The organism is Janthinobacterium lividum, from assembly GCF_011601275.1.
GTDB classification, from domain to species: domain Bacteria; phylum Pseudomonadota; class Gammaproteobacteria; order Burkholderiales; family Burkholderiaceae_D; genus Janthinobacterium; species Janthinobacterium lividum_E.
In genome coordinates, this window is sequence record NZ_JAAOLY010000014.1 from 141,193 (window position 1) to 156,837 (window position 15,645).

Annotated in this window: 15 protein-coding genes; 5 read left to right on the forward strand and 10 right to left on the reverse strand. The window is 63.6% G+C overall.

The genetic code is table 11. The features are described from left to right. Positions 1 to 251 precede the first annotated feature (251 nt). Positions 252 to 488 (forward strand): hypothetical protein, encoded by a 237-nt coding sequence (locus tag GYK42_RS20875; RefSeq protein ID WP_166449036.1) that lies wholly within the window; start codon positions 252 to 254, stop codon positions 486 to 488. Here the strand turns inward: GYK42_RS20875 and GYK42_RS20880 are convergent. From GYK42_RS20880 to GYK42_RS20895, 4 genes are read right to left on the reverse strand one after another with little or no spacing between them, the layout of a single operon-like run. Beyond that, positions 485 to 1,492, reverse strand: a complete 1,008-nt coding sequence (locus GYK42_RS20880; RefSeq protein ID WP_166449037.1) for a Csu type fimbrial protein — start codon at positions 1,490 to 1,492, stop codon at positions 485 to 487. The two genes, GYK42_RS20875 and GYK42_RS20880, sit on opposite strands and share 4 nt — an antisense overlap. Further along, complete coding sequence (locus GYK42_RS20885; RefSeq protein WP_166449038.1) at positions 1,492 to 3,858, reverse strand: fimbria/pilus outer membrane usher protein; 2,367 nt, start codon at positions 3,856 to 3,858, stop codon at positions 1,492 to 1,494. Before GYK42_RS20885 ends, GYK42_RS20880 begins: the two co-directional genes overlap by 1 nt. Before the next feature lie 46 nt (positions 3,859 to 3,904). After that, positions 3,905 to 4,633, reverse strand: coding sequence for a fimbrial biogenesis chaperone (locus GYK42_RS20890; protein WP_346768130.1), 729 nt, complete (start codon positions 4,631 to 4,633; stop codon positions 3,905 to 3,907). A 12-nt stretch (positions 4,634 to 4,645) separates the two neighbouring features. Further along, the gene (locus tag GYK42_RS20895; protein ID WP_166449039.1) at positions 4,646 to 5,176 is read right to left on the reverse strand and encodes a Csu type fimbrial protein; all 531 of its coding nucleotides are present in this window, start codon (positions 5,174 to 5,176) and stop codon (positions 4,646 to 4,648) included. A gap of 349 nt (positions 5,177 to 5,525) precedes the next feature. Between GYK42_RS20895 and GYK42_RS20900 the strand changes: the two genes are divergently transcribed. Continuing rightward, positions 5,526 to 6,329: a response regulator transcription factor gene (locus GYK42_RS20900; RefSeq protein WP_166449040.1), complete on the forward strand. Its 804-nt coding sequence runs from the start codon at positions 5,526 to 5,528 to the stop codon at positions 6,327 to 6,329. On the opposite strand, the gene GYK42_RS20905 is transcribed toward GYK42_RS20900, so the two are convergent. Both GYK42_RS20905 and pnuC read right to left on the reverse strand, forming a co-directional pair. Continuing rightward, the gene (locus GYK42_RS20905) at positions 6,326 to 8,893 is read right to left on the reverse strand and encodes a TonB-dependent receptor (RefSeq protein ID WP_166449041.1); all 2,568 of its coding nucleotides are present in this window, start codon (positions 8,891 to 8,893) and stop codon (positions 6,326 to 6,328) included. The genes GYK42_RS20900 and GYK42_RS20905 overlap by 4 nt on opposite strands. A 329-nt stretch (positions 8,894 to 9,222) precedes the next feature. Beyond that, positions 9,223 to 9,813 (reverse strand): nicotinamide riboside transporter PnuC, encoded by a 591-nt coding sequence (pnuC, locus tag GYK42_RS20910; protein WP_166449042.1) that lies wholly within the window; start codon positions 9,811 to 9,813, stop codon positions 9,223 to 9,225. 136 nt (positions 9,814 to 9,949) lie between these two features. Here pnuC and GYK42_RS20915 point away from each other — a divergent pair, with 136 nt between their 5' ends. Further along, on the forward strand, positions 9,950 to 10,711 hold the full coding sequence (locus GYK42_RS20915) for a substrate-binding periplasmic protein (RefSeq protein ID WP_166449043.1): 762 nt from the start codon (positions 9,950 to 9,952) through the stop codon (positions 10,709 to 10,711). Positions 10,712 to 10,717: 6 nt separating this feature from the next. Here the strand turns inward: GYK42_RS20915 and GYK42_RS20920 are convergent, their stop codons facing one another. Both GYK42_RS20920 and GYK42_RS20925 read right to left on the reverse strand, forming a co-directional pair. Further along, on the reverse strand, positions 10,718 to 11,419 hold the full coding sequence (locus tag GYK42_RS20920) for an isochorismatase family protein (RefSeq protein ID WP_205711487.1): 702 nt from the start codon (positions 11,417 to 11,419) through the stop codon (positions 10,718 to 10,720). 52 nt (positions 11,420 to 11,471) lie between these two features. Further along, entirely contained in the window at positions 11,472 to 12,338 is an 867-nt protein-coding gene (locus GYK42_RS20925; RefSeq protein WP_166449044.1) for a pirin family protein, read from the reverse strand. Positions 12,339 to 12,457: 119 nt separating this feature from the next. On the opposite strand from GYK42_RS20925, the gene GYK42_RS20930 reads away from it, so the two are divergent. Further along, on the forward strand, positions 12,458 to 13,363 hold the full coding sequence (locus GYK42_RS20930; protein WP_166449045.1) for a LysR family transcriptional regulator: 906 nt from the start codon (positions 12,458 to 12,460) through the stop codon (positions 13,361 to 13,363). Positions 13,364 to 13,409: 46 nt separating this feature from the next. Next, positions 13,410 to 14,213 (forward strand): metallophosphoesterase family protein, encoded by an 804-nt coding sequence (locus GYK42_RS20935; protein ID WP_166449046.1) that lies wholly within the window; start codon positions 13,410 to 13,412, stop codon positions 14,211 to 14,213. Here the strand turns inward: GYK42_RS20935 and GYK42_RS20940 are convergent. Both GYK42_RS20940 and bla read right to left on the reverse strand, forming a co-directional pair. Continuing rightward, positions 14,210 to 14,383, reverse strand: coding sequence for a hypothetical protein (locus GYK42_RS20940; protein ID WP_166449047.1), 174 nt, complete (start codon positions 14,381 to 14,383; stop codon positions 14,210 to 14,212). The genes GYK42_RS20935 and GYK42_RS20940 overlap by 4 nt on opposite strands. 264 nt (positions 14,384 to 14,647) lie before the next feature. Further along, positions 14,648 to 15,592: a subclass B3 metallo-beta-lactamase gene (gene bla / locus GYK42_RS20945; RefSeq protein WP_166449048.1), complete on the reverse strand. Its 945-nt coding sequence runs from the start codon at positions 15,590 to 15,592 to the stop codon at positions 14,648 to 14,650. Positions 15,593 to 15,645: the final 53 nt, after the last annotated feature.

Genomic DNA, 15,645 nt, shown 5'->3' on the forward strand with positions numbered 1-15,645 from the left:
GCCATCTCCTCACATTGATTCAACACAACAATCGAAAGTATTTCAGTTGCAATACGGAAACTTAGTGACTATCATTTTGAAAGTGAGGTGCTTGCCCTTGCGGCGGGCTGAAAATACACGAAAACTCACACTTTCCTTGTTCCAGTACAATCATGGCTGGTTCTGCTCCCCCAATCCCGGTGCGAAAAACGGTGCCAGCCACGCCTTCCAGCGCTGCTGCCCACGCCCGTTTTTCACTCGATGCGTTCACGATGACCCCTTTGAAGCTTGCCGTACTGCCTGCCCTGCTCGCCCTGTCCCTTTGCCAGACCACCACCGCCGGTACCGTGTCTTCTGCGTCCTTCCAGGCCACCTTCGTCGTGCAGGAAGCGTGCACCGTCGTCTCGCAGCGCAGCGGCACCCAGGTGCACTGCAAGCACAACACACCCTATCTGCTGCACCAGCAGGCAACGCCATCGGGCGCCGGCCTCGTTACCGTCACGTTCTAAAAATAAATCGTTGCCGTCACCGTGTCCTTGTAGTCGCCGGGGCGCGGCGACACCTGCGCCGGCACGCGTCCGTAAATCGTCAGCGGCACGCTGGAACCCGTCCCCGTGCCCGTCACCATGCTCGTGCCCGCCGTGCCATCGCCCCAGAGCGGCCCATCGAGGGTGGACGACAGCCGATAGCTGACCTTATCCGTCGTTAAGAGATTTTTCATTTGCCGGTTGGCCACGTTGGCCGCCACGCTGCCGCCATTGAGGGCAATCTGGTAGGCGTTGTTATTCACGCAGCGCACGGACAAGGTACTGGTGCTGCGCAAGTTGCCCGTCAGGATGGAGGCGTTGGCGAACGCCATCGGCGTGGCCGCGATGGTGCAATCGTTGACGGCCGTGGCACTCACCGTGAAACCGAAGCTGCCGCTGGTGGCCGTGCAACCCTGCAGGTTGACAAGGCCATACGTGGTGTACGTGTAGGTGCCCACGCCCGCAAAGCTCGACGTATAGATGGTATTGGCATTGGCGACCGTGGGCACGGCGGCCAGCGCCGTGCCAGCAGGAATCTTGGCGTACACGGTAAAGGTGGTGGAATACGTGCCGGGCGGGGCCAGCAAGCCGGCGGACAGGATCATGCCAAAGGTCGATGGCGCGCCCGCCACGCCGGCGCCGCCCCAGATCTTCGCCGTCGCATACGAATTGTCCACATACACGTTGTATTCCATGCGATTGGTACCGTTGCCCAGCTTGCGCGGCAGGGCCGACGTGGAATTCGTGCCCAGTCCCAGCGAAATGCACACTTGCGCGTTGGGCGTGAGCAACTGCCCCAGGTTCAGCGACGAAAACAGGCAACTGAAGGTGCCCGTGGCCTGCGCCACGTAATCGGTACCGGAAATCGGGCTGACGGAGCCGAAATTAATATTCGTCATGCTGACCGTGCAGGTATCGGCCGCCTGCGCCCCACTGCCCCAGGCGCAGCCCAGCAGCAAGGTCAGCCATAGCAGCAGGCGGCGCATCAGCGTCCTCCCCCGGCGCCAGCGGCAGCGCAGCGCAACGGCCCGATCACGGGCAAGCCGCCCGCGGCCGGGCGCACATACGCAAAGCCGACCGTGCACGCGCTGTCGCCCTCGCCCACTTGCAACTGATTCTGTTCGCGCAGGTCGTCGACGAAAATGATGCCGTCAAATCCCACGACCGTCTGCTTGCCGCTTTGCACATGCAGCACGGGCAAGCCTGTGGTCAGCGGCTTGCCATCGGCGCCTTGCACGATGACGGTGGCGGCGCTGTAGCGTTCGACGGGAAAGGCCGCCAGCACGCCGGCCAGGTGTTGCGGCACGACAGTCATATTGGTCACGGGCACGCGCGCGTCGACGTCGAGTTCATCCGTGGCGATGCTGATCTGGTTATTGCCATACGGATTCAAATTCGGCACCAGCAGATAGCCGCTCCTGCCCGTCACGCCGATCTGGCGGTTCTCATGCAGCACAGGAATATTGCCCACGCCGCCCGTGGAGACCAGCGCAAAACCGTTGCCCACCTGACGCGCCGTCTCGACATGGCCATCCATCAGCACCAGCGCGCCGGCCGCCCCCAGCGAGGAGGCATTGCCCATGCTGCTGCTTTGCGTGCGCGCGCTCACGCGACCGTCATTGCCCAGGTATTCCACTTGCGCTTGCCGGTAGGCATTGCCGCCCACCGTGCCAGCTTGTAAATTCCAGCCGAAGCCGCCGCCAAAGTCCGCCGCGCGCTGCGCGCTGACGCTGCGGCCGCTCTCGCCGTTTTGCCGGCTGCTGCTCGTACTGATGGACAGATTGTTGTCGAAGGCCATGCTCAGGCCGACATAAAATCCCCGCTTCTCGCGTTGCCGCAAATCCTGGAACAGGCTGGCGTTCAGGAACAGGCCGTGAAACAGGGTGGCCGAATAGCCCAGGGTGGCCAGCTTCGATGGCGGCGCGCCGGGCGTGCGGTAGCTGATATAGCTGCTGCTGATGCTGCTGCCCGCCGGCAAGGGCAAGCTCACGGTGACGCGATCCGCCGCGCGCACCACGGGACTGCCGTCGCGCGAAGCCAGGTCGCCAAACCCGGCGCTGGCGCGCACGCTTTGCACGTCGACGCTGAAGCCCGGCCCCATGTACTGGTAGCCGGCGCCCAGCTGCACGCCACGGCCATGGCCGGCGCTGGCCGACAGCGAGCCGCTGAGCACGCCCGCCTGGCCCAGCCGCACCAGCGCGCCCGCCCCCGCCTGATACAGGCCGGCAGCCAGTTCCGCATGGCCTTCGATGGTGAAGTTGTCGCTGACGCCGTGGCGGACGGAAGCGCTGGCAACGAGCTGGCGTTCATAGCCGAACAGGCGGCGGCCATAGTCGCGCCGCACGGCGCCCGCCTCGACCGAATAATCGCTCAAGCCGCTGGCCAGCATGCGCGTATCGACGTACAGGGGCAGCACGGTCGTCACGCTGCGCCCCAGGGCATCGCGCGTGATGAGGGTGGCTTGCCCCGCGCCATTGATGCCGGCCACCTGGTTCAGCACGAACGGGCCGCTGGGCACGCTGGCAGCATATTGCTGCACGCCATTGACGTACAGGCTCAGCGACGAGGGCACGAGCGCCGTGCCATCGACGGAGGCGACGGGAAAGGTCAGCAGGTCAGGACGCAACTGGAAATTCTTGCGCCACTGCACGCCGCCCACGCGCACGGCGCGGCTCCAGCTGAGCGAAGACGAAATCAGGTCGCCCACTTGCCACATTTGCAGGGTCTCGGGGTCGGCATGGCTCCAGAAGGTGTCAAAGCGCATGTATTTGCGCTGGTCCGACCCCAGGTTCACGGTGCCGGTATTGCTGAACACGCCGCTGTCATTGAAATAGCGCAAGTCGTTAAAGATGGCGGCGCGCCGCGTCCGGCCCAGTTCCGCATAGGCTTCGTAATTGAGGACGGCGCCGGGCGTGACGCGCGACGGCGGCGTCTGCGGGGCCAGGCGCGCATTGATGCGGTACGGCGAGCGCAAGTCATCCGCCACCTGCAGCGACACGCTCTGGCGCGCCGCATCATAGTCATAGCTGAGTCCGGGAATCGCATCGAGCGCCACGTCGGTCTGACCGGGTGTGGACAGGCGCGCCGGGTCCAGCCCCAGCTGCTGCAGGTTCGCCACACTGCTGCGCAAGCCTTTGCCCACCTGGGTAAAGCGCAAGATCAGCCCGGTTGATTCAGCATTCACAGTCACCTCCAGATACAGTTCATTCGGCGCCATCGGATCGCTCGGCAAGCTGGCCGGACCCGGATCGGCGCCCGTCTCGGCGGCAGATCCATCGGCCCTGGCCACCGGTGCCATGGCCAGCAACAGCAACAGCAACAGCAACAGCAAGGATGCCAGTGCGCGTCTCATGGTTTAACCCGGTTCGCGGCAAGCCCGCCCGCCATGGCGGCCCAGTTCAAGGTGTCGAATTCGTGGCAACGAGCGCCTTTGCATTCACGTTTGCCGCAATACTCAACGGTCCATCCAGTTCAGCCTCCCTGGCGACGGGCAGGCGCCATACGCGCATGCGTGCGGCCAGGACATAGCCAAACAGCCCCTTGCTGACGACAAATTCCTTGCCCGCCTGGTTCGTCAACGTCATCGCACCGATCTGTGCATGGAAATTGCCGCTGTTCTTGATGCGCAACATCCACTCACCCCGCTCGCGAAAGACTTGCCAGTCGAGTATTTCCTTGCCCGGCGCACCGGCCGGCAGCACGAACACGGGCACCGAGTAGCGCAGGCGGATATCGACGCCGCTGCGGCCCGCCGCATCCTCGCGGCTGACTTCATCGATGAGCACGCGATACGTTTTTTCCTGCGCGACGGGGCCAGCCTGGGCACGCACGAGGCGGATGGTCTGCCGGCTGTTGGCGGCGATTTCGACGATGGGCGGACTGGCCACCAGTTCCTGTGTCGGCGCCAAGGTTTCCTCGCCATCGCGCTGCTCCCAGGCGAACACCCGCACCTGCCCGTAGATGGGCTGGTCGCCGAGGTTTTGCAGGCTGATGCCGGCCGCATTCTGTGGGGCGCGCAAATTGAGCGTCACCGGCGAAATCTGCAGATTGGCGCCGTGCGCGCCCGCCGCACAGCAAGCCAGCAGCGCCAGCACGCTTTTCATCAGGGAAACAGCACCGGCCTTCACGCAGCGCCTGGCTTAAAAGTACACGGTGGCCGTGATGGTCGACTTGTAGGTATCGGGCGCCGGCGTCGCCTGCGGCGGAATATTGCCGTACACCGTGATCGGCTGCGATGAGCCGTTGCCGGTGCCGCCGACGGTATTCGTGCCCTGGGTATCGCCCCACAAGGTACTGCCGGCCGTCTGGTACAGATTGAATTGCACCGTCCCCAGGTTGCCGCCCGTGCCGCTCATATAGCGCGTGGTGCCGCTCGATCCCGTGCCCGAGCCGGCCGTCAAGCCCACGTTATACAGCGTGGTATTGGTGCAGGTGACGTTCACGGTCGTATTGACGTTCACGGCAGTAGCCAGTACACCCTGACTTTGGCCAAAGTCGAGATTGGCCGCCGCGATGGTGCAGTTGGCGATGATTTTCAGGGTAACGTCAAAGGTGGTGGTGGCGTTGCCGTTCAGATATACGGCGGCGTCGGCGCCACGCGGCAGGAGCGCCGTGGCGGCAACCGCCACGCTGGCGGCAACGATAAGGCGGGGAAAAATAACTCGCAACATGATACCTCCTGATGATGGAACATCATTAATGAGCCCACCAATATGAGGGGCGTCGAGGATAGTCACGGTATTGCCGGCGTTTTCTTGGGCACGCAAACCAGGACGACAAAATACTTGTGCCGAGAGTCAGGAACCCGGGGACTCCGGCATTGTTTGCAGCATTTGCAAAACAGATTTTTTTGCAATCGACATTGCTTAAAATCAATGCATGAGTGGATTATTGGCGATCTGGGAAATCCGCGCTTCTTCTGGCGGAGAAACATCTTTTGAAATACGAGAAAAGCAGAAAAAAAAGAAAAAGCGAGGCATAATAAGCCACAACTTGCTATTTGGTTAAGTCATCCATGCCATGCCATTGACCAGCGAAACCATCAAAAAGAATATCCTGCTTGTGGACGATTCCGCGTTCGAGCAGCGCATGCTGATGGAGCTGCTCAGCGAGCAGCCCTACCGCTTCAGCATTGCCTTCAATGGCTACCAGGGCTACCAGCTGGCATTGGCCACGCATCCCGACCTGATCCTGCTCGACGTGCGCATGCCCGAGATGGATGGCTACACGGCGTGCCGTTTGCTCAAGGCCAATCCCGAGACGGAAGAGATTCCCGTGATCTTTCTCAGCGGCGCCGATGCCGCCAAGGAACGCGTCATGGGCTTGCAAGTGGGCGGCGTCGACTACATTTCCAAGCCCTTCCTGCCGGAAGAACTGGCCGCACGCATCCATATCCACCTGGGTTTGATGCGTAAAAGCAACAGTACCTTGCCGGCCGCGTCCCTGGTCAGCGACCGGCAGCAACATCCGGACCTCGTGTTCGTCAATGCCGTCAAACAACTTATCCTCGACAACCTGGGCAGCCTGCCCAACCTGTCCGACATCGCCCGCAGCGTGGGCACCTACCGCGAAAAGCTGACCCTGATGTTCCGCGAGCAGACAGGCATGACGGTCTTCGCCTTCATCCGCGAAGCGCGCATCGCGCGCGGCGTGGAATTGCTGCAGCAGACCGAGATCGACGTGCAGGATATCGCCCTGCTGATCGGCTTTCACAACGCGGGCAACTTTGCCACGGCCTTCCGCGAACGCATGGGCGTCACGCCCAGCGCCTACCGCCAGCGTCTGCATGAGCAGACGGGGCAGCGGCAGGCGGCGGGCGCTTAGAACTTATAGTTCAGTTTTAACGACGCAAAGCGGCCGCGCGGGTCGGCCTGCGTATAGTCGAAGCCCGAAGCCGAGTAATCCCACGGCGCGCGCTTGTTGGCCAGGTTTTGCACGATGAAGGTGACGTTCGCCGCTGGCGTGACCTGCCAGCTGGTGGTGACGTCGAATGTGCTGAAGGCCGCCACGGATTCATCCAGATGCGTATTCTGCGCATAACTGCCCACGTAATTCCAGGTGAGCGTGGACGACCACTTGCCCTGCTCCCAGGTGGCCGAGGTGACGCCGCGCCATTTCGGAATCGAACCGAAATAATTCGTGCCGGCGCCATCGGTCAGCGGCGCGCCATCCGACAGCGGTTCGGCAAAGCGCAGCACGCGGCTCAGCTGGCCGGCCAGGGTCAGCTTGCCCCACTCCTTGTCGACGAAGCGCTGGCGCAGGTCGAGATCGATGCCCGACACTTCGCGCTGTCCCTGGTTACGGTACTGGCGGTACAGGGTCGTGATGCGGCCATCGGCATCGCGCGTGATCTTCTGCGGCGCCGTCGCTTCGTTGGCGAGAGTGGTGGTGGCGCTTTCCGTGCCGATCACGCCATCTTGCTTGATGCGATAGTAATCGAGGCCGATGCTCGAACTGCTGGTCGGCGACACCACCACGCCCAGGTTCAGGTTATTCGACCGTTCCGGACGCAGCGCCGTATTGGCGATGGTAATGGCCGTCACGCCGCGCGTCTGCGTGGGCGTGATCGGGTCGCGCGGATCGAGCACGCTGACATAGCTGACGGCCGTGCTTTGCGTGATTTCCGGCAGCGACGGCGCACGGAAGCCGCGCGACACGGTGCCGCGCACCAGCAGCCACGGCGCCGCCTGGTAGCGCGCGCTGGCTTTCGGCGAAAACGCATTGCCGAAATCGCTGTAATGGTCGGCGCGGCCCGCCAGGTTGACGGACAGGTCTTTCACGACGGGCACGTTAAATTCGGCAAACAGCGCCGACACGCTGCGCGAACCGTTGATGATATTGATGGCCGGGCGCAGCTCCGTGCCCGACAGCACGGCCGTCGAGGTTTGCGAATCCATCTTTTCGCGGCGCCACTGGGCGCCGGCGGCAAAGCCCAGCGGACCGGCCGGCAATTGCCACAGATCTTTCGCGGCCGAGAAATCGACGGTGTCGAGAGTCGACTCGGCCGGACGCAAGGTCGACAGGCGCAAGCGGTTACGCACGGCTTCGCTGTTTTGCGACTGGTCAAAGAAGTTATAGCTGCCGTCAGCCAGCACCTTCTGGAATTCGTAGCGGTTGACGAAGTTCTGCACGGTTTCTTCCAGCTTGCTGCTCGAGTGTCCCACAGCCGCATCCCAGTCCCAGCCCGCCAGGGTGCCTTTCACGCCCGCCAGCGCGCGGTAGAACGTGACGCGGTCCTGCTTCAGGCGCGGCCCCAGGTCGAACAGGGTGGCCGTGAACGGCAAGGGCGTGGCACCCGGATTATTCGGATGGCCCACGGGCAGCACGACGGGTATCGTGTCGAGCGCCTGGGTGGCGTTGTTCCACACGCGCGTGGCATTGTTGACGGTGAGCGGCGCGCTGAAGGTCTGGTCGGCGCGCGAATAGCTGTGCAGCAAATCGACGTACGCTTCCGTGTCCGCATTCAGTTTGAAGGTAGCGCGCGCGGCCGTGTGCACGCGCTGGATGCCGGGTATCAGGGTTTTATATGGCGACGGGTTATACGCCAGCACCTGCCCCGTCTTGCCCGGCGAGATGTCGCCATAATTGACCAGCTCCAGCGGGCTGCGCACGCCGCCCAGGGATCGCGTGGGATCGCTGCCCGCATAATTGGTGGCGACCCAGCCCAGCGCGCCACGCTGCTGCTTGCGGAAGTCCGCGTCGCGCATCCACGCCACGTCGCTTTGCTGCAGCTTGTCACGCTGCTGCGCGTCGATCGAGAAGACCAGGCTGTAGCCGTCTTCCTCGAGCTTGCCAAAACCCGTCTGCAGCGCCGCGCTCTTTTCATGCTGGCCCGTTCCTTCGGTCGAGCCGCCCCACTGCGCCGTGATGTCCGTGCCCGTGAATTCCTTGTACAGGATGATGTTGACGACGCCGGCCACGGCGTCGGAACCGTAGATGGACGAGGCGCCATCCTTGAGCACCTCGATGCGCTGCACGGCCGCCATCGGCAGGCTGTTCAGGTCGACAAAGGTTTCCTGCAGATTTTGCGCCGTCGCATAGCTGGCCACGCGCTTGCCGTTCACCAGGATCAGGGTATTTTTCTGGCCGATGCCACGCAGCGACAGGCCCGACGTGCCGGCCGAGAAACTGCCCGTATATTGTTCGTTATAGCTGTTGCCGCTGTTGGCGGAAATGGCGCGCAGCACATCCGACACGCTGGTCTTCCCGCTGGCTTTCAATTCCTTGGCCGTGATGACTTGCACGGCGCTGGCGCCCTCCTTTTCGCTGACGCGGATATTCGATCCGGTGACGTTGACGCGCAGCATGTCGTCCTCGGCGTGGGCGATGCTGGAGACGGCGGGAAAGGCAGCGGCGATGGCAAGACTGATGGCGAGTGGTTTGAACATGGTTTCCTCTTATTGGGATTGCAGCCTTTTTCAGATAAAAAAGGCCGAGCAGGGGCACGCGGACCGGATTGGCCTGCGGGCAAAACGACGACGGGGAATGAAGAAATTACGGGATGCGTGGACGGGCACGCATCGGCATCCACTGCGCCATGCATTGCATGGTCAGCTGGTGCCGGGCGGCGTAAAAACAGGCAGAAAGGGTAAAGCGCAACATAAAAGACACCGGTAAGCGGGGAAAGGCCACTATATCCCGGTGTCTTTATGGGGTGAACGAATTAAAAATTGAATGTATATACGATTTGGATCTAAGGACTTGGTTTTTGGCAATATCAGGCGTCGGCCATCGCCTGCGGCATGGCCGCCGCGCGGCGTGCCTGCACGTTCCACCAGTACCAGGAAATGACGGCGTTGACCCAGTAGGCCGCATACAGCACGGCCGTCAGGTGCAGGCCGCGGCTGTAGTAGAGCGGCACGGCCACCGTGTTGACCAGCAGCCAGAAGGCCCACGTCTCGATGCGCCGGCTCATCAGCAGGAATTGCGCGATGATGCTAAATACCAACACCGCCGAATCGATGAACGGTGCGTAGGCATTCGTGAAACGGTGCAGCAGCATGCCGTAGATCACCACGGAGGCGATGCCGGCCGGTACCACCCAGGCCAGGCTGCGCCAGCCCGTGCGCGTGATCGGCAAGGGCTTGCCGCCGGCGCCGCGCCGCCATTGCAGCCAGCCGATGACGCAGGTGACGATGAAAAACAGTTGCAGCATCACGTCGGCGTACAGGTTGACCTGGAAAAACAGCATGGCAAACAGCACGCAGCCGACGATGCCGATCCACCAGGAATGAATGTTGTTGCGTCCGGCCAGGACGATGGAGGCAGTCATCAAGACATTGGCGGCGATCTCGAGCGGGGGAGTCAAGCGGATTTCCTTTAAGTGAAGGCACGCCGCCACTATAGCCCATTTGATATCCGCAACCGGCCAAGCACTGCTTGACTTCCGTGGCCATTCTGGCAAATTGGGAAGCACTAGCCCCTGAACCACTGCGGAGATGTCCATGCGCTTGCGCCATGTGCTGCTTGCGGCAACACTGCTCGGCAGCGTCCTGCCCGCCCTGGCGTGCCGCATGACGATGGCGCTCGAGCAGTGGCCGCCGTACGTCTACCGCGACGCCCAGGGCGGTTATACGGGCCTGGACCTGGAACTGCTGCGCGCCATTTTCAAGGAAGCGCACTGCACCCTGGTCACCTTGCCGGAATTGCCGACGGCGCGGCGCCAGCTGCTGTTCCAGAAAGGGGGACTGGACCTGATGCCTGCCGCGTCCGAGACGTTGGAACGCCACGCGTATGCGCGTTTCAGCGTCAGCTACCGCGATGAAACCGTCGGTGTCTTCGGCAAGGCCGGCGCGCCCGCCGTGCAGCACCACGCCGGCAGCTTCGCGCAGCTCGCGCGCGGCAAGTCCACCCTGCTGGCGCCCAAGGTGGGCTGGTATGGGGCAGACTATGCGGCGGCCCGTCCGGCGCTGGAAAAACAAGGCCGCCTGAATGCGTTCGGCAGCTTCCGGCAAGGTATCCTCATGCTCGACGCGGGCCGCGCCGACCTGCTGCTGGGCGACGTGCTGGCCGTGCGCCACGAAGCGCGCCTGCAGGGTGTTGCCTTGAGCACCCTGCCCTTCCTGGCCTTGCGCGCACCCGTGCACCTGATGCTCAATGCCCGCACGACCAGCGCCGCCGACCTGGCGCGCCTGAACGCCGCCATCACGCGCCTGGAACAGCGCGGCGTGCTGGCGGCGATACGCAACAGCTACGCAGCGCCGTAGCGGCAATCAGCCCTTGGCAGCCGCTTCCAGGATTTCCAGCTTGGTTTCGCGGCCATTCTTTTGCACGCCCTGCGCCTTGTCGTAGCTTTCGATCAGCGCTCGGTACGGCGGCACGATGTGGTCCGTCATGATGGCGGCAAACTCCATAGCATCGGCGCGGTTCCAGGTGCTCATCACTTCAGCCAGCACGGCATACGTGTCGATCGGCACGGCGCCCGCTTGCGTCACGCGTGCCATGGTGATGTCGGTGGCCATCTTCGACCAGTTGCCCGAGGCGTCGATGATGGCAAACACCTTGTAGCCGGCCGCCAGCGCGCTGATGGTGGGGAAAGCCATGCACACGCTGGTGAGCGTGCTGGCGATCAGCAAGGTCTTGCGTCCCGTCTTTTCAATCGCTTCGACCCAGGCCGGATTGTCCCAGGCGTTGATCTGGCCCGTGCGCGGGATATAGACGGCTTCCGGGTTGAAATGGTGGATTTCCGGGATCAAGGGGCCATTCGGGCCGTCGGGCACGGAAGCGGTGGTGAAGGTCGGCATGTTCGCCAGGCGGGACAGCTTGGCCAGCGCCGTGACGTGGCCGCGCAGCGCGTGCTGCTCGATGTCGCGCACCAGCTGGAACAAGCCGCTCTGGTGGTCGATCAGCAGCATGACGGCGTCGTCGGGATCGATCATCGGTGGCAAACCTTGGAAGTTGGCGGGGGTGCTCATGGGGGTCTCCTGAAAAACCGTGCCGCGGGATGCGGCACGGGTACTGCACGAATTACTTTGCGATGCGGGCGAAGCGGCCGCTGTTGAAATCCTCGAACGCCTGCGCGATTTCCGCTTCGGTGTTCATGACGAAGGGACCATGGCCGACGATGGGCTCGTCGATCGGCTCGCCGCTCAGCAGCAGCACCACGGCGTCGTTGTTCGCTTCGACGGTGATGCTGTCGCCATCGCGCCCGAACAGCGCCATCTGCGCTTCGCGCACCACGCTTTCGCCGTTGACCAGTACCGTGCCATGCAGGACGATCAGCGCCGTGCTCCAGCCGGCGTGCACCGGCAGCTCCGTCAGCTTGCCCTGGGCCAGGCGCACATCCCACACCTGCATCGGCGAGAACGTGCGGGCCGGGCCATGCTGGCCGTCGAAGTCGCCGGCGATCACGCGCACGGAACCTGCAGCGTCGGGTAGCGCCAGCGTGGGTATCGTGTCGCTGGCGATGGCCTGGTAGCCGGGCGCCGTCATCTTGTTCTTCGCCGGCAGGTTCACCCACAGCTGCACCATTTCCAGGGTGCCGCCCGACTGCGTGAAGGCAGGCGAGTGAAACTCTTCATGCAGGATGCCGGCGCCTGCCGTCATCCATTGCACGTCGCCGGGACCGATCACGCCGCCCTGGCCCGTCGAATCGCGGTGCGCCACTTCGCCCTGGTAGACGATGGTCACCGTTTCAAAGCCGCGGTGCGGGTGCGAGCCGACGCCGGGCGGACGGGTGCCGGGCGCAAACTCGGCGGGGCCGGCATAGTCGAGCAGCAGGAAGGGGCTCAGCTGCTTGCCATGGCCGCTGTACGAAAACATGGAGCGCACGGGAAAGCCGTCGCCTACCCAGTGCTGGCGCGGTGCGCTGTAGATACCTGTGACTTTATTCATCTCGATCTCCTGTTGGGGTTTGCATTACGATGAAAACAAAATACGCTTGCAACGATGAAGCGGGTAGACGGTAAAATAGGCCATCATCGTTCCAAAAATAGAACGATCCAGGAGGCGGCATGCAGGACCTGAATGACTTGTATTACTTTGTGCAGGTGGTAGACCATGGCGGCTTCGCGCCGGCCGGGCGCGCGCTGGGCATGCCGAAATCCAAACTGAGCCGGCGCATCGCGCTGCTGGAAGAGCGCCTGGGCGCGCGCCTGCTGCAACGCACGACGCGGCATTTTTCCGTCACCGACGTGGGGCAGACGTTTTACGAGCATTGCAAGGCGATGCTGGTGGAAGCGGAAGCGGCGCAGGAGGCGATCGAACTGACGCGGGCCGCGCCGCGCGGCACGGTGCGCCTGTCCTGCCCCATCGCCCTGCTGCAGTCGCTGGTCGCGCCCATGCTGGCCGGCTTCATGCGCGAGCATCCGCAAGTGACCCTGCTGCTCGAAGCGAGCAACCGCCGCGTGGACCTGGTGGCCGAAGGCATCGACGTGGCCATCCGCGTGCGCCCGCCGCCGCTGCCCGACAGCGACCTGGTTCTGCGCGTGCTGGCCGAACGGGGCCAGTGCATGGTGGGCAGCCCGTTGCTGTTCGCCGATGCACCGCTGCCGAAGGCGCCGGCCGACCTGGCCGACTGGCCCAGCCTGGCCCTGGGCATGCCGCAACAGCACTACCAATGGGATCTGCATGGCCCCAATGGGGCGCGCGCCCAGCTGCGCCATACGCCGCGCTTCGTCACCGGCGACATGCTGACCCTGCGCGACGCGGCCGTGGCCGGCGTGGGCCTGGTGCAACTACCAACGATGATGATCACCGAACAGGTGGCCAATGGCAGCCTGCTGCAGCTGATGGGGCAATGGCGGCCGCAGCGCGAAATCATCCATGCCGTGTTTCCCTCACGGCGCGGCCTGCTGCCGGCCGTGCGCGCGCTGATCGACTACCTGGCGCACAGCTTCGCCGCACTGCCGGAAGAATGAGGGTTTTCAGGTACGATGGTGCTCTTTCAAGCGGCGTGAAAACAGCATGCGTTTATTGATACTGTCGGACCTGCACCACGAGCTGTGGCGCGACAAAGCGCCGCAGGGCGACCTCGCGCTCAGCGCCCCCGACGCCGTCATCCTGGCCGGCGACATCGACACGGGCACCCGCGCCGTCGCCTGGGCCGCCACCACGTTTGCGGGCCTGCCCGTGCTGTACGTGCATGGCAACCACGAAGGCTATGGCCACCACTTGGACAAGGTGCGCCAGGAGCTGCGCGCGGCCTGCGCCGCCACGCCCAACGTGCACTTTCTCGACGCGGACACGCACATCCTGGCGGACCCCGCAGGCGGCATGGTGCGCTTCCTGGGCACCACCCTGTGGACGGATTTCCGCCTGCTGGGCGACGATACGCGACAAGCGGCCATGCGCGACGCGGAAGCCGTCATGAACGACTACAAGCGCATCCGCCTGGCCGGCATGGGCTTTCGCAAGCTGCGCGCGGCCGACACGGCCATGTTCCACGCGCAGCAAAAAGCGTGGCTGGCGCGCGAACTGGCGCAACCGTTCGATGGACGCACGGTGGTCATCAGCCACATGGCACCGTCGCTGCTCTCGGTCGACGATGCCTACGGCAGCGAAGGGTGTTCGCCCGCCTACGCCTCGCGCCTGGACGACCTGGCCGCGCAGGCGGACCTGTGGGTGCATGGCCACCTGCACGTCTCGCGCGATTACCGGATAGGCCGCTGCCGCGTCGTATCGAACCCGTGCGGCTACAAGACGCGCAGCGGCGCGCCGCAAAATCCCGCTTTTGATCCGAACTTCATCATTGACCTAACGGCCGGCTAATCGTCAGCTTTGAGGCGGCCCGCCAGCCATTGCTGCAGGCGGTGCTTGCCGGCCCTGCGCGCCGCGCGCGGCGACGCCTCCGACTGGTGCGCGCCTGCGCCGCCACGCAGCCTGGCGGCCGCGACCAGCGGGTTGCGCGGCTTGGGCGTCGCTTTCACTTTGATTTTCATGGTGTTTCCTTTCAACCCGTCGTGCAAAACAAAAAACCCCGGCAAGTTTCCTCACCGGGGTTTGAAGGACACCGGCTCGGGATCGGCAATACTGCCGATTGCCCCGAGCGTCATGCGCGGGGCTAGTGATAAGTCGACTTGCTGCCAGCCTGCTCGAACATGGGTATCCTTTCTTTTGTTGGGTTAATCTGAACTGCGGACGCTGATTCTGCGCCGGATGCTGCAGTGCGTCAACCGCTTTTCGTGGCGACTGCGCCAACGTTGTTATTTTGTCGCAGTCGCTTTTTCTTTCGCGATGCGGGCATCGAGCTTCGCTTCATTTTTGGCAGCGTATTGGCTGCACGCCTGGGCATCGATAAAGGGATTCGGCGTGGCGCCTTCCAGCAATTGCGTCAGCTTGCGGTCGCCGCCGGAGTGATCGGGATGAGCCGAGATCAGGATGTCACACGGCAGTTTGGCGAAGTCCCGCATGACCTGGCGGAAGGCCGGCGTCAGGTCCGCATGGCGTTCATCGCCCAGGTAGTGAAAGTCGTCGGCCGCCACCGGCGTGAGGCTGGCACCAAACACCACGTTCAGGCAGTCCGTGCGCTCCGCATCCTCGCACGACACCCAGGTCCAGCTGGTGCTGCCCGGCGTATGGCCAGGCGTGTAGCGCGCCGTGACGGTCACGCCGCCCAGCTGCAAGGTTTCGCCATCGGCGATTTCGCGCACGTTTTCCACGGCCGGCATGGGATCGATTTCGCCCGCTTGCGGGTCCATGGCGAGCACCGAACCCGCGCGCAACGCCTGCGCACCGAGCGGGCTGGCGACCACTTGCGCACCGCTGTCGCGGGCCAGGGCGGCGATGCCGCCCGAATGGTCGAAATGCGCTTCCGTATTCAGGATGAACTTGATGTCTTCCAGGCGAAAGCCCAGCTCGAGGATATGCTCCTTGATGGCGGCCACCGATTGCGGCAACGCGCCGTCGATCAGGATCAAGCCTTCGCGCGTGTCGATCAGCACCACGCTCAAGCCGCCCACGCCCACGTAATACGTGTCGCCGTGGATGCGCGCCGGTTGCTGCGGGCGGTTCCACTGCGCCGCATACGGCGAGGCGATCGGCTGCGTCAGGGGATCGACGGCGGGCGCGGCGGCATGCGCGGCAAACGGCAGCGCCGAGGAGGCCAGCGCGATACTGAGCAAAGTCTTGGAAAGGAAGAAAGGCGGCATGCGGCTCCAGTAATGAGTGTGCGGTAATCGATGCCACAGGGTAACGTCGTCCC